The sequence below is a fragment of the Novipirellula aureliae genome (assembly GCF_007860185.1).
GTDB lineage: Bacteria > Planctomycetota > Planctomycetia > Pirellulales > Pirellulaceae > Novipirellula_A > Novipirellula_A aureliae.
Genome location: NZ_SJPY01000001.1, coordinates 111,179 through 125,762 on the forward strand (window position 1 = coordinate 111,179; position 14,584 = coordinate 125,762).

Genomic DNA, 14,584 nt, shown 5'->3' on the forward strand with positions numbered 1-14,584 from the left:
TCTTGCGCTGCATTTCACCAGAGCGTCAATCAGAGCATTAACAGGGCTGGGCTCAGACACTGACATTATTTGCTCCAGCTACATACTGTTCCTGTACCGTGAGAAACTCGGAATAACGCTGTTCCAAGACAGCCCTCAACGTGTTGATCCCCTGCTCGATGGCAACCATCAATTCGCAGTCACCCGGCAGAACCAACGTACGGGTTGGCTCCTGGTGGAACGACCTGCCGGACGGATTCACTTCTTGATCAAGTCGTGCTTCTGTAACGCGAAAAACTTCCCAAAGTGTGTGAAGATGAGGAAGCATCACAAATGGTGTTTTCCACTTGTGTGAGCGGTCTGCCATCCGTATTGTTTTGCCACTCATAATTTGTATTCCACATGAGTGGCCACTCATGTCATCTTGACCAAGATTTCCAGGTGATTGTACTCGCAAACTACTGAGCTTCTCAGGCAACGCAACGCACACCGCCAGTGAATACACCGTTGCATGTAAAACGCATGCATCAATTGTTTCTGGGCCAGTGCCAGCGGCAGACTCAGCCATCAACACACCTCCATCACTACAAAGCATCAACCCGAAAAAATGGTGCAATGTGCTTGAGTCGTTTTTCAATATATTGAGCCAATTGTTCCATAACTTTCGCATCGGGACAACCAAATCTGAGGCAATCTCGTAATGCAACTCACCGACGGGATTGTCAAATGCTTCGCTAACTCGTTCACGCAGTCGCCTGAAAGCCCATTTGTTACACTGCGATTTCAAGTGATCTGCCAATTCGTCGATATTATTAAAACGTAAACCGCCAAGCGGAATGGGTTCATCACCCAATTCTACGAATGCGTATTTGGAAAGCGTTTTCTTGATTGAAACACCGTCCACTGGAACCCATTCTTTTGTGCAACACTCACATCGAGATCTCCACGCCGCCGCCCCCATAAAGTGCAGCTCAGTATTTGCACGCGCTGTCGCGAACGGCGACTGAACGACAATTCGTTCGATTGCCGACGTTAAGATAGGCGACTCATCGGGCAATATGTTGCACCAAAGTCCCGTTAGTCCATCTTGCCAAACGCTAAGAATTAGATGCTCGTCCATATTCGTTCGGCATCCGCGATCGTCACTTACAACCGACAAGATGCGGCGCGATGCGTCCCACGACTTAAGCTGCGTCTCCTGGAGACGTTGCGGATGACGCTCGACCACTTCGTCAATAGGCGTACAATACAGAATGCTGTCTTGCGATACATGATGGTAAGAAATCGATCCGATGACGTAGACTTCGCCAGTGTTATCGCGTGGACAAACGATAACCGGCCCCCCGGAGACTCCGCCGAAGGGCGAATTCTGCTCACCTAGACGCGCACCTTGATCACAAGAAAGCTGCATTCGGGGCGATGTTTCTGTTCCACTTTGGGCGTTACTTATATGTCCTTCCAACGTGAGCCCGCCTTCATCGACTTCCGCGTTTTGTACTGGATGTCCGTGAAGCTGCCACTGCGTTGAGGGTTTTAGCTGCATTGGTCGTGCAATTATTGGCAGCGGCTCTATTGTGTGTGATTCTGGATCCACTTCAATCAGGGCAATGTCGAGGTCCGCGTCTTTTTCGACGACGGTTCCCGTAATACGACAAGACGGAAATATGAGCTCAACATTCGTATTCAGTTCGGAATCAACTACGCAATGATCTGCTGTACAAACAATCTTGCGGCTGATCAACCAAGCAGAACCAACGTGCTGATCTGAGACCAATAGCCGTGCGACACTATGCCTAAAGTCCGTCACTGCGGTGGTTCTCCTGAGTAAAACTTCAGTGCTGTGTTCACCGAGCCATCACGTTCGACGATGGCTCGAACGTAACTCAAGTGACGGACCACATAAGGCTCATAATTCTGTTGTTTCATGTCTAGTAAAAACTTCTCGATGGCTTCATCAGCGATAGTCTCATTCGATGACCCAATTTCTTTTGGGAGTCGCAATACGTCAGCCCATGTACCAGCATTCAGGTATTTCCCGCCTCCCATCTCAATCTCCTTCGGGAAATGAGTATGACCAAAGACGATGGCCTCAAATCCCCGTTTTATCAATTCTGCTGCTGGTATGAGGTACACGTTCGTTTCTGTATCTGTGGCAAAGTCTGCAATATCATGGACTCGTTTCAAAGCAATTCGCACACTTTTTAGTCGCTCTGCTGCGTCATCGCTTCGCAACTTAGAATACAGACCCCACGGACACGTTAGGTCAATCGTCGCCGCTGCCTTTGCCGCTAATCGGCTCATTACCGATGATTTGTCAGTTTTTGATCCAGACAATTGCCCCGGCCGTTTTGGTGCGCCCAGGAATGTCTCCGCATCCGTAGCCAACTCCTCGCGAAGAAAAGAATTTAGGTCTAAGTGAGTCTCCGACACCCGTCCAGACATCAGACCGGGACGTTTAGAGGGCGTGTTTGCGTAAGATCTTTTCGCTATTTTCCCCATCTCGAAGGCTAATTCGAAGAATTTTCGAGTTTCGGGATACAGTGCTAGCATTAGCGGGATTGCCGCACTAAACTCCGGCTTCAGTAAGTTCAGAAAAGGTACGTTTGGCAACCTTGGATTGACTTCATCGACGACGATGCTACTGCCGACCGGTGGTTGAAAAAACAATTTCCCTCTATCTGCATCGTTAATTTTCATTCCGCGCGACAGTTGGGATCGTTCGCGACGGAGCATATCGAAATCAACCGCATTAAATCGATCATACTGATTACCATGCTCGACCAGCAGCCTTCCGCATGAGTATGCCTCGCCATCATAAATGAACCGTAATTTGGAGCCGCCCCCAAGTAATTCAACAAATCTGTCGCGCACTTTGGGAAGGCAAAGTTCGACATCATGGTTGCCTAGCAAGACCACAATTTGGCAACCCATTGAAGCAAGGTCACTTAAGGCGGCAAAAGGCCCTCGACCGTCATCTCCAACAAAACGCGCCGCAATGTCAGTCAACTCTTCGCAAATGGCTGCCTCATTATTCTGCCATGCCAACGGCGTGTAGTTGTTGGCCGGATTTGGTGCCAAAAAATCGACGATATCGCCATTGAGTACAATTTGGGAGTCGCCATCGAATGCGTGAACTTCCCCCTGAAGACTGTCAAGAAATCTAGTCAGCTGACTGACCGATCTAAAAATAGAGCTTCCAAGACTTGTTCGATCTCCAAGGCGTTCATCTAGCGATCCGCCTAGGTGCCAGTCAGACGTAATGAATAGCTGTGTACGTCGGGTGCTCATTTCTCAATAATTTCCTGATTTAATTCATCGTACCGATAGTTTACGATCTCGCCGTTGATGAGCAGATTGACTGCGGCTTCGATGATGTGGAGGGGGACGACAAACCATTCACGCGGCGTATGCCGTTGCCCGGTGGCGTCGAAAATGTCTAGGTTTAGGCACGCTTTCGCGAAGAAACGATGAAGTAGCTTTTCGAGTTGCTGCGGGTTTAGATTGTATGTCGCAAAGTGCGTAACAGGCATGACATCCGCCATTAGGAAGGTCGGATCTTTCGTGGCGTTTGCTGTGCGGTGATCAACAGGTTGGCTGGAAAAACCAACTTTAAACAAGTCGTCAATCTCCTGAATTCGTGGGTCATCTGAAAGCGATCGCAATACGTAGATATAACCAGTCGCTTCATCTTCTTGCGTGATGGCATATTCGGACTCGAATAGCTCTCGTTGATGCGCATCAATAATTTGGCGGCTGGTTTTGTCTTTCCATAGAGCCGATGCCAACGAACGCAGCAGCATGTTGGATTCGGTCCCGTTTCCAAACACGCAATACAATCGTGCATTGTAGTTGCCGTGTTTCTTCTTTTGCCACTTACCGAGTTTTCCCACATAGACCAGTAAGCCGTCGAGTACGAAGAAGGTCTCTTCGCGAATCTGACGCTCGCTACGGAACGGAACAGTAACGCGCATTCCCGATTGCATCAGTGCATGTTGTTCTTGGAACAACGGTTCGAATTGGTCGAACTCTTTGCAAGCCTTCCGTTTTGCGACGTGATCGGGTTTCTCAGGTGTCTTGGAAACGTGTTTTAAATCAAAAATGTCTTCGGGATCACTTTCAGTTTGGCAGTCAACGTCGAGTAAACCGAGAGTATCGTCATTGAGAACATCGTCGATGGATTCAATCGTAGCTGGATCAACGTTCTTGACGTCCCCAAGCAGATCAAATACATCGTAATCTTTCAACGCAGCAGCCCGTGCAGGACTGTCTCGGAGGCCCTTCAGTCGGCTAAAGAGACGACGCTCGCCTATGTCACGACTTTCACCGGGCTCCCGGTTATATTCTCGATAGAAAGCGTTGATCTCTTCAAACGAAGCGACCAGACGCTGATCTGCCGTAATTGCATTCGATGGCTTGGGTTTCACGTCAAGCAAACCTAGTGGATCGTCGGCGAGGATTCGCTCAAGTTCTTCTTCAAAGTGTTTCATGCCTGTTCACTACGCCCCATCTGTCGCCTTTTGTTGCGTAGATAAACCAGTGCCTCGGCCATACGGCGTTCCAACGGCTCACCCGAAGTTATGTTAGGTTCTTTGCCTCCGTGCATCTTCAGGAAAGCCGGAATCTTGTCGCGGTAAAGCAGTACCGCCTCTTCGTCTGTCATCTGAATACGACCCGCGTTAATCGTGTCCTGTATCACCTTCAGCAGCTTCGCAGTAACCGACTTAGACAACACCTCGAATGCCTTCTGGAACGGATTCACACGGTCGATTAAGTCAATATGCAAATCCTCGATGTTCACAAACTTACCCGCCATCAGCACGAACTTCTTATCGCCGACTTCCTTGATCTCGCCGTTTTTGATCACCGAATCGGCAACCACATGCTGCCTCAGTTCCTCAATCTCTTCGTCATTCAGTTCCGGGTACTTCATCTGAATCACTTTGGGAATCATCACTTTATTGATGATCTCTGGGTCGATGAACTGACCGGGCAAGGCTTGCAGCATTCTATTGTCTTGCAGGATCGCTGCCTTAAGGTCATTCAAATCCGACTCGACGATGTCTTTAACACGTTGCGAACTGGGCTCCTTGAAACCACGAATTTTGATTGTCCCCGCTTCGTGCACCTCATCGTCAAAGCGTTTGGTTTTGAATTTGAAATTTGGAGCCAATACCTGCTCCATTAGTAACGAAGCTGTGATCGCCTTGAGCATGTTGTTGACCGACAATTTGACTTGCTCATTCTCGGCGTCAGGCTGTGCAATCAAGTTCGTAAACTGCGAATGTGTCTTGTTGTCGCTATCTCGCGTGGCGCGTCCGATGATTTGAATAATCTCGGTAAGCGAACCGCGATAACCAACCGTCAAGGCGTGTTGGCAATACGGCCAGTCGAAACCTTCCTTGGCCATGCCCAATGCGATGATCAAGTCAATGTCATCTACCGAGTTCATCGTGCGCAAGAACGCCACAATCTTGTCTCGGACTTGTGGATTATCGTTTACCAGGTCAGCAACCTTGATGGTCTTGCCATCTGCCCGTTTTACCGAAATGACTCCCGTTACAGAGTCCTGACCTACGACGTGCCCGATGACATCGAGTACCTTATCGACCTCGTTGTACTTGTCCTTGGTCGATTCGCCCGCATTGACATTCGGAATATGCAGAATTGTCTTCTCGTCTGTATCCAGAATCTCGTCGATTGCCGACAGGTAGCTGCCTTGGTAGAAGTGATAGCCAATCCCGAGCGTTTTTAGGTGGGTGTAACCGTTGAGCTGTTCGTAATAGTTGTACGTCACCTTCTGAAACTTCGCTTCATCTTCGGGCGAGAGCACCGGGATACTATCTCCACGGAAATACGACCCCGTCATCGCGATGACGTGAGCTGTCGTCTTCGACATGATGGCTCGCAACACTTCGCCCAGCCGATTATCGACATCCGCCGAAACATGATGGAATTCATCGATCGCCAACAGCACATCGTTGAATGCCGATTCTTCGACCGCGTCGAATGCGAATCGAATTGTGGCATGGGTGCAAATCAAAATCGTTGCACTTGAATCAGCCAGAAACTCCTTGACCGCAGATACCTTGCTTGCATCGCCGCCGGGCGTACAGAGGTTGTACTTGTCATCGAAACTCCAGTCAGCGTAGAAACCGTGAGATTTTAGATCGGTCGGATCGAACGAGCTGCCGATCGAGCGTTCAGGCACCGCGACGATGACTTTTTTGAGTCCTTGGTTGAATAGTTTATCGAGCCCCAGAAACATCAGCGCACGCGACTTGCCGGACGCCGGTGGAGCCTTGAGAAGCAAGTATTGTGCGTCCCTCGCTGCGAAGGCTCTCGCCTGCATTTCCCTCATGCCGAGGTTGTCGGTGGAAAGGCTCTTGCCAGTTTGTGCGTAGGTGACATCGACAAGATTAGGCATCGGCGTTCTTTTCGTCCTCGACCATTTTCTCATATAGTTTGAACAGATATTCAAGCCGTTCTTCGTCGCTCGTGAACGGCTTCTTGCGATAGCAATGTTCGATAGCCACGTCCATTTCGTGGTGAGCTTTCAGAAGTCCTGGTGGCATCCGGTCGGGATCGTACAATTCGCCCAGGGTCAATTCAGGAAACGCTTCGCGTTGATCGAGCACGTTGAAGACGTGCTGTTCGAGCTCCGTTTTTGTATCTTCGCTGATGTCTGGAAACGGAAATGTGTTGTAGCAAAGTGCCGAAGAATACCTGAAATCTGTTTTCATTTTACCGCCGACCGCCCTCACCCAACAAATATGCATGCTCGAAGATATCACTGCAAAAATATACGGTTCTGGGTCATAAATTGCTTGGTTTGGAGCCACTATTACAATCGTCGGATCCAAGAATCCAAGCGGAATGTACTTCCGGCGCGACGATGTCACTGTAGGAACAATAATTGAATTTTGTTTCGCTTCTTTTTGCTCTCGGAAACGAAACGGAGTAGCTGCCATTTTATTCGCAGACGAATCTGAACTTGCAGCACGAAACGCTTTGACTTTTTCGATTCGCTTGAGAATTGGTGGAATGCGTCTAGCCATTTCTTCTTGATGAGGCTTAATCCAAAGGCACCAACGCCATACGGATCTCATTGCTTCACTCGCGCCAACCAACTTCCGAATTAGCACTTCGCTTTCAGGGAACGAGTTTGTGAGTGACTCTTTCTCTATTTCTGTAAGAATAAAGTTTCCATCGTCTTTTGGCATGTTTCCCAGTGTCATTCCCGGGAAATTAGAAAGTGGAGTGCTACGTTTGGCAACGCCTGTCACTCGCGAACCTGTTAAGTAGGGACTTATGTTCTCAACAGCAATTCTATCGCTTCCGCTATATATGTACTTCTGCCCATTAGAATGCTTTCCCACTCCAACAACACAACAAACCACTCCAGCATTCTGTCTTGCATGATTCTTCCAAGGGAAGGATACGTGCGCAAATGTGATTTCCATTCCATCTTTGAGAATATGGGGCCACAGAAGTCCCACATGCTCTCCTTGGCACAAAGAATTAGTAGAAACGAATCCAAAGCAAGCGTCGGTTGTTCGGCAAAAGTCAGCGGCCTTCACCATCCAACATGACGTGTAGTCCAATTTCTTAAAACCTTTCTTTCCAGCAAATACATGTGCAATGTCGTCCTTTTGTGCTGCATTTTGCATTTTGAAACCAAGGTAAGGGGGGTTACCAAGGACGAAAACTTCAGCACCAGATGATTGCGAGCAAACTTCCTCCCAGTCCAGTCGTGTCGCATTCCCGCAAAAAATATGGCCACCGTCGTGCAGCGGTAATGTGGGACGCGTCGCTCCGAAAACCTGTTTGAATTCCAAGTTCATTTGATGCTCCGCCAGCCACATCGACAGCTTTGCTGTTTCGTGCGCGAAGTCATCCAGTTCGATCCCGTAAAACTGAGTCAACTGAAGGTTACTACGGAACAACTCCATCTGCACTGCGTTGTCACTTCGCCCAAGTCGTTGGAAGATTTCAATTTCCAGCCGACAAAGCTCTTTGTAAGCGATGATCAAGAAATTGCCGCTGCCGCACGCTGGGTCGAAAATCCGCAAGTTGTAAAGGCGATCCAGCAACGCCTTCAGTTTCTTCTTATTAGTACCTGCCTGTTCAAGTTGCTCCCGCAGTTCGTTCAGGAACAGTGGCTCGATGACTTTCATAATGTTCACTACCGACGTGTAGTGCATTCCCATCCGACCACGTTCGTCGGAATGCACCACTGCCTGAATCATCGAGCCAAAAATGTCCGGATTGATGGCCTTCCAGTTCAGCGAACCGCATTCGATGATCAACGCTCGCGACTTCGTGTTGAACACTGGCACCGGATACTCGTCGCAAAACAGCCCTCCGTTAACGTATGGGAATTTGCGTAAGAATTCAGGAAACGACGTTCGATCTTCGGTACTCAATACGGCAAACAGCTTTTTCAAGTAGCCCTGCAAGTCACTACCATCTGTCCCGGTGTGGGAAGCGATCCCGTTCGTAAACTGATTCGACGCAAAAATGTCTGTATCTTCTGCGAAATAGCAGAACAGCAACCGCGAAAGAAAGATATTCAATGCGTGCCGAGCTTCATCGGTATCCGCTGGATTCTCAACCAGAATCAACTCATAAAGCCGTGCCATTTTCTCGGCCGCTTTAACGTCCGCCGGGTTCTCGCCCTGCACCTGCGATTTCTCCATCCCCGCCCACGGCAGAAAGAAATCGAAGTAGTCTCCCAAGTCCCCAATCGGGATATCCAGTGAATCGTCCGTCTTGGTATCGACGGCCAACAGTGTTTGGAAATCCGTAACGATCATAAAACGCGGTTGGTGCGTGGTCACAGCCGCGTCGTTTTGCATCTGGTCGATCACACCATGCAGATCAGATGTTGAATCATGCTTAAACGCCAATTTCTTTTTCCAAACGATTTCGCCATCGTTCGTCGATCGGTTGTAGTCGCCTTTCTTCAGCCGCGAAATCGCAGCTTTCGGTTGACCATAAGCGAGCAGGAGGTCGAAGACAAACGATTCTGGATTCGCCACTGTCGCGATCTTTCGGACGCTCTGTTCGATTTTTTCAATGTTCATTCGACGAGTGCTCTGATTATGATGCTGTGCCGATACTTTCCAGTTTTTCTAGCCATCCAGCGAAGTGTTTACACTTTTCACGAATAGCACTTAATCCAATTCGCCGCGTCACAATTGGGCCGTGGACCCGTTTCCTGTAGCCGGCAACCAGTTTTGATATCCGCCGCGAAGGACAGGTGTCATAACTATCATTGATCGCTTCGGGCGTGCCGGCTTCATCGAGAATCTCGGTAAAGCTTTTGACAAGCTTTTCTGAACTGATCGTCCCGAGGGGCGCAGTCACAGAAGCAAGGGACTCAATATTGGAAAACGCCAGAGCTTCGAACTCATGCAACTGAAGATAGGGAACGAAGCGATCCGGATTGAAGCGATTGCCCATCGCCACGCCGATATCTTCCGCAATTTTGGTTTCAACGAATTCCGCACGACTACTCCAAGGCAACGAACCAGTATCCGATCGTCCCGGCCAGTCCTCAGGAACGCCATAAAAATCGAACATTGTCGTTACGAAGTTGCCACTGTTGAGCGAACGGATGATATCCGCTCGGGCACCAGCCCACTTGCGGACACCCTGTAGCCGGCCACCACGCCCAGGCAAGATCGGCCAAGCTGTAACACCAAACAACGCCAAATGCCCTGATAACTGATCGCGGACAAATGTTTGCTCTGTTTCCCCTTCCACCATCACCACAAGCTTATTCACTTGTCGGACCTCCCTGGACTACGTTTTTCTGCCAGAGTTCACCAACGGAATAATCTTCTAGCCACGTCGATAACAAGTTACTATCGAGTCGCTCAAAGTTGGAGCGACCTTTTACGCGACTGACGACGACAATGTCGCTTGGCTCAAAATAGTCCAGCAGTGTTGCCGATTGGGTTGAGACAATAACTTGTGTTCGCGCTGAGGCAGACTTGATTAGGTCGGCAAGCATCGAAATGGCATAAGGATGAAGCCCTAGTTCAGGTTCATCGATCAAAATGGTTGCTGGTGGATTTGGTTGCGTCAGTGCCGTTGCAAGGCAAATGAAACGAATCGTTCCATCCGACAGCTGCGTCGGCTGGAATGGGAAATCACTTCCTTTTTGCTGCCACTCAAGTCGTACAAACTGATCGTTTCCTTTCGTTTGAGGGCGGAGTAGGAAGTCGTCGAAAAATGGAGCTATTAGTCGAATGGTATCGCGAATGAGTTCATAGCTTCCGGTCTCGTCCGTTTTTAGCTGAAGGAGAAACGCCGCAATGTTGGATGCATCGGGACGCAAACGCTCCCAGTCACGCGCTGATTGATCTCGTCGCATCGGTGCCAATGCACTCGTATCGTGGAAGTGATACACAGTCCAATTCGACACCGACTCGTAGACCGTTTTGTGCCAGTGGCCCTTAAAGTCCTTGCTCTTGCTCAGTGCCGATTCGCGAGTGCCAGCAGAAAGAATTGCACTAACAGACCCGTGTCCGACCTGTTCACCCGTCAGTTGCAGCGATCCATCAGCGGTCGGCTTGAGAGAAAATCGATACCAGTTTCCTCCGAAATCCAACCTCGCCGAAATCTCCCCCGTTTTCTTCGGCCCCAGAAAGAGAAAACCATCACCCCCACCATGCTCATTGACAAACTGCTGGAATGCCCCTTCAGCAATCGCCCTCAGCATCCGGAAGAAATCAACGAAATTGCTTTTCCCCGCCCCGTTGGCCCCGATGAGAATATTTAAATTTGAAAGCGGAAAATCATCGAGGGTCTCAATTGACTTGAACCCCCTGATTGAAATCTTGTCTATGGCTCGACTCACGTTACACCTCCCCGGTGCCCAACAGTATTTGTTTTCGCTGTTTCTGCATAGTTGTTCTTGCCCATACGTGTGTCACTTGGCTTTCCGTTGCTTTGCCGGTGCTGACTTGTTCGGCTGAGGATTCGCTAGTCGCTCTTTCAGTTCCAGTACGTCGTCTTTGCGGAACAGCCGGTAGTTGTTCACCGGATGACGATACTCAACGATCTTCTCCGCCGCGCCCCAACTGCGAAGCGTGTTGTGAGAGACCCCCAACAGTTCGCAAGCTGCTTTGATCGTCAGATACTCAGTTTCGGATTCTGTCATGGAAATCCCCAAAAACGGCGGCCCCCGGTTCCTGCCAAATCAGCAACCCTACCAATGCCTGCGAAGCATACCAGATACTGTGAGCAAATGACACTGGCTTTGTGCAAGAAGTTCAGCGGACACCAGAGGCAAACGGCCGAACCACACGCCGGCGAAGTGGCAGAATGTCGCAGGGTAGTTGTCGCTTCCCCGCTGTCTTTCGGATTCGGTTGACCTCACGAAGCATGGTCAGCATTTGCCGGCGAACTGGAGCGTATGGCGAGAGCGGTAGTTGGTAAAACGCGAGCGCCAGTTTCTCTTGAGATTCCCGCAGGGCACGGTCAGCAAACCAGGCCCGCAGGTCCAAGTACTGCTCGCGATCAATCGCAACATGAGCATGCCATTTGTCATCCCGCGAACCATCCTTCTTTCGACCACCTGGTTTGTAACTAATCGAGTAGCCGGCATAACGCAGTGGGACTCGGCGAATGTCGCGGATCAGATTCGCCTCTTCGTGGAAAAAGCGATGCTCGCCCTTGGTCGCTAGAATCACGAACATGGATTCGTGACGAATGTACTGCAAGTTTGCCCGCCCGGCTTTCTTGCGGCGAGCCCGAGTCGATTCGGATACATCAATACCGTATTTCCCTATCAGTTTTTCATCGATTGCCTCAGGGCTCTTTCCGCTGGGCACTCGGCCTTTGACGTAGAACCAGTAACCATGTCGCAGGTAGCAGCAAGCGATCTGCTGAACGAATCCCTCGACCGAAGTGGTGATTGCTCGATACACCCGGAGCACCCCGCAGCTTTTTACAGCAAAAAGGAAGGAGCCTGTTTTTTGGCACAGGCTCCCTTAAAGCCAAATCCCTTCCTTGTAACGCAGCAAGATGATGAAAGCCGACCTTCGCCGCACCAGCACCGAGGCTGCCTTTGCGAACGAAGAACCGCTTGTCTTGGAGTCGAATTCCCCAGCCGAACTACATTCATTGATAGTTCCACGCTAATTCATACAACCCCTCACCTAAAGAACCTTCGAGCGGTAGCCTCTGAGTGCAGATGCACCCCGAGATACCACCATCGATTCGCTGCCACAGAAGGCCCGTGCTCCCGCACAGGTCTTGTGTGACCGCCCTGCGCCCTTCCAAGGACCGGCGACTGTAACAACCACAGTCGCCGGATAGACTCTTCAGCAGGTACATATTACCCGTCAGCTCTTTCGTCGTGGTATTGCCGTCAGCACCACCTGTTACGACACCAACGAGTCCCCACTGCCTTGCAGGGAACATCGCCCAAACCGACACCAAGCTCCCGCTCGATATCGATTCAACTCTCTACTCAAGCCACACTCCCAGTCTACGGCGTTTGAATCACCTGACGGACCAATGTCAGGCACCGGTAACCACACCGGCTGCCGCAGACCTTCCTACGTTAGTCATCTTCTTCATCTTGTGGATCACGTCGCTATCCCGTTTTCCGGGAGGAACGTTAGCCGTATGTCTCGTTCGCCAGAACGAGCATAGTTTCCATCGGAATTCTGTTTCCAGCGTCCCGATGATTTCAGAGTGCCGAACGTAGAAGCGCACTCTTACCCATCGACTAAGGTTTTTCGCATTTCGGCTCCGTCTTCCACAAGACTCACCGGCAAGCCCTCGCGGGCCTCTCATAGTTGAGCTATTCACAGTCGTTGGATTTGCCAACGATCCCCGCAGTAAGTCGCCTGCGGTTCGGCCTGTCGCCAGGCTCGAAGCTCCCCACGCCGGACAAGTTGAACGAGGTCGATGACCTCGAACCCCTGTGTGCAGGATTACACATCTCATTGCTAAGAATCCTCACCTGCTTTGAAAGATGACGGCCTTGATGACTGCTACGAGCAAGTCACACAAGGTTTGTCCGTATCGCCCCCGCCCTGCTGGAAAGAGAACCTCTCGCCCCAGCAGCCTCTCCTCTATCGGATCGAATCGTCGTATTACTCGCTTCGGGCACATCTGGCATACGAGGCCAGCTACCCAAAATCGGATTACTCGACGAAGCCTCCGTCGAACCGGACAAGCACCTCTCGATGCATCCGGCTCTACGGGTCAATCACGCGACAGGTGGTTAATCCTGTCCCCTTAGCCTGGATGGTGAATCCAGGTTTACCAGGTGTGATCGCCTACTGAAGTCCAACTTGCATGTCACCACTTGCGAGCTGAGTTTGCAGCCCGCTCACAGCAACGCGTTTTGCGTAAACGACAGCCAAGGTCGAGCATCCGACACCCAACCTCCAAGATATTTTTCCTGTACGAATCGGCTTAAGCAAATTTTTGCCGCGAACAAGGCAAATAATTTACATTCGATTTCCCGACGCTTCTAGTCGCAAACCGCGACGTTCAAAATTCACCTTGAATCTATTTGTGTTTTTTGTTCACGCGAACATAGACAGGCTCTGCCGTCCTATCCCCCTCGTGAGCAGTAACTTCTGCTCGCACCTGAGCCCCTTCAGTGGGTATCTTCGGTTGATTCTGCCGAGACGCTAAACAACCACAAGCAATCGGCCAGCGACGCACCGAGGCGGGGTTGTAGTTCGTTCCTTCGAAGTACTTGGCAGAGGCGAGATAAACAGACTGACCAGCAATACACGGCAAAGTTCGGTAGTATTCGTTCTCAGGGTTGAATTCCATCTCCAGAGCTTCGTTGACGAACAGATTCTTCAGCACATCGTTAAAATCGGGATGAAGAAAACCATGGTTGTGAACTACCTCGTGAAGAACAAGTGCAGCGACTTCCCAGGCAAAGCGATCTCGGCCAATTCGGTCGTTTGAGAACACCAATGGATAATCGGCTTTGAGTACGGTTAGCCAGTCCGACCTAATTCCAATGATTGCGTAGCCGGGGTAACCAATCCCGATTGCCCATTCCCGAACGTCAATTTCGATCTCTTGAATATCAAGAACTGGGCAAACGGAACCTTCTTGATGAAAGTATCGGCTTTCTCGGGAATACATGAAGTCGCCATTTTTCAGTAGCTCTTCTAGTTCCTGGGAAAGATAGCTGAAACTGCTGTGTGTTGGGCTAACTGGTGGAAATTGAGACCAAAGCTCTCGGGCATGGCGATAGACTAACCCGCTTTGAAGAGCATCATGCAAAAAGGACATTCCACGGGTAAAAATCTCCAGCATTGAATAGTCGCCGAGATGAAGTCGACTCAGGTTTCGCTGGAAAGCTGGTTGTAATTGCCAGGTGCTGGGGTCTAGATGCGGCATGGTGGGACTCAAAGAGGCGGGGAGGGGAGGCATGTTGCCTGCACTATTCTACTCGAATCCTCCGAGCTTTTAGTCATTGTTCACAGAATAAACGGCAGCGAGTTACGCTGCGTTCGTGGCCAAACACTCGCTCGGGACTCCTCAGAATGGGGCCGCCCCATCCGTATCGCCGTCGCTTCGACCCCAAGACATGGTGCGGGCCGAAGCGACGGCGATA

Annotated in this window: 11 protein-coding genes; all 11 read right to left on the bottom strand. The window is 50.3% G+C overall.

Annotation, left to right across the window (positions count from 1 at the left end; genetic code table 11):
- Positions 1–52: 52 nt before the first annotated feature.
- Positions 53–1,786, bottom strand: a complete 1,734-nt coding sequence (locus Q31b_RS00490) for an ABC-three component system protein (RefSeq protein WP_146597745.1) — start codon at positions 1,784–1,786, stop codon at positions 53–55.
- Entirely contained in the window at positions 1,783–3,267 is a 1,485-nt protein-coding gene (locus Q31b_RS00495) for a metallophosphoesterase (protein ID WP_146597746.1), read from the bottom strand. Before Q31b_RS00495 ends, Q31b_RS00490 begins: the two co-directional genes overlap by 4 nt.
- Positions 3,264–4,466, bottom strand: coding sequence for a GIY-YIG nuclease family protein (locus tag Q31b_RS00500; protein ID WP_146597747.1), 1,203 nt, complete (start codon positions 4,464–4,466; stop codon positions 3,264–3,266). Before Q31b_RS00500 ends, Q31b_RS00495 begins: the two co-directional genes overlap by 4 nt.
- A complete protein-coding gene (locus tag Q31b_RS00505; protein ID WP_146597748.1) occupies positions 4,463–6,403 on the bottom strand; it encodes a DEAD/DEAH box helicase in 1,941 nt (646 codons plus the stop codon). Before Q31b_RS00505 ends, Q31b_RS00500 begins: the two co-directional genes overlap by 4 nt.
- On the bottom strand, positions 6,396–9,062 hold the full coding sequence (locus Q31b_RS00510; protein ID WP_146597749.1) for a DNA methyltransferase: 2,667 nt from the start codon (positions 9,060–9,062) through the stop codon (positions 6,396–6,398). The genes Q31b_RS00505 and Q31b_RS00510 overlap by 8 nt, the downstream gene beginning before the upstream one ends.
- 16 nt (positions 9,063–9,078) lie before the next feature.
- Positions 9,079–9,765: a DUF4276 family protein gene (locus tag Q31b_RS00515; RefSeq protein WP_146597750.1), complete on the bottom strand. Its 687-nt coding sequence runs from the start codon at positions 9,763–9,765 to the stop codon at positions 9,079–9,081.
- Positions 9,758–10,843, bottom strand: coding sequence for an AAA family ATPase (locus Q31b_RS00520; protein WP_146597751.1), 1,086 nt, complete (start codon positions 10,841–10,843; stop codon positions 9,758–9,760). Before Q31b_RS00520 ends, Q31b_RS00515 begins: the two co-directional genes overlap by 8 nt.
- A gap of 72 nt (positions 10,844–10,915) precedes the next feature.
- The gene (locus Q31b_RS00525) at positions 10,916–11,146 is read right to left on the bottom strand and encodes a helix-turn-helix domain-containing protein (protein WP_146597752.1); all 231 of its coding nucleotides are present in this window, start codon (positions 11,144–11,146) and stop codon (positions 10,916–10,918) included.
- Between the two features lie 112 nt (positions 11,147–11,258).
- The gene (locus Q31b_RS00530) at positions 11,259–11,924 is read right to left on the bottom strand and encodes a hypothetical protein (protein WP_231617192.1); all 666 of its coding nucleotides are present in this window, start codon (positions 11,922–11,924) and stop codon (positions 11,259–11,261) included.
- 184 nt (positions 11,925–12,108) lie between these two features.
- Positions 12,109–12,411, bottom strand: coding sequence for a hypothetical protein (locus tag Q31b_RS00535; protein ID WP_231617193.1), 303 nt, complete (start codon positions 12,409–12,411; stop codon positions 12,109–12,111).
- A 1,101-nt stretch (positions 12,412–13,512) separates the two neighbouring features.
- A complete protein-coding gene (locus Q31b_RS00540; RefSeq protein WP_146597755.1) occupies positions 13,513–14,367 on the bottom strand; it encodes a hypothetical protein in 855 nt (284 codons plus the stop codon).
- Positions 14,368–14,584 lie beyond the last annotated feature (217 nt).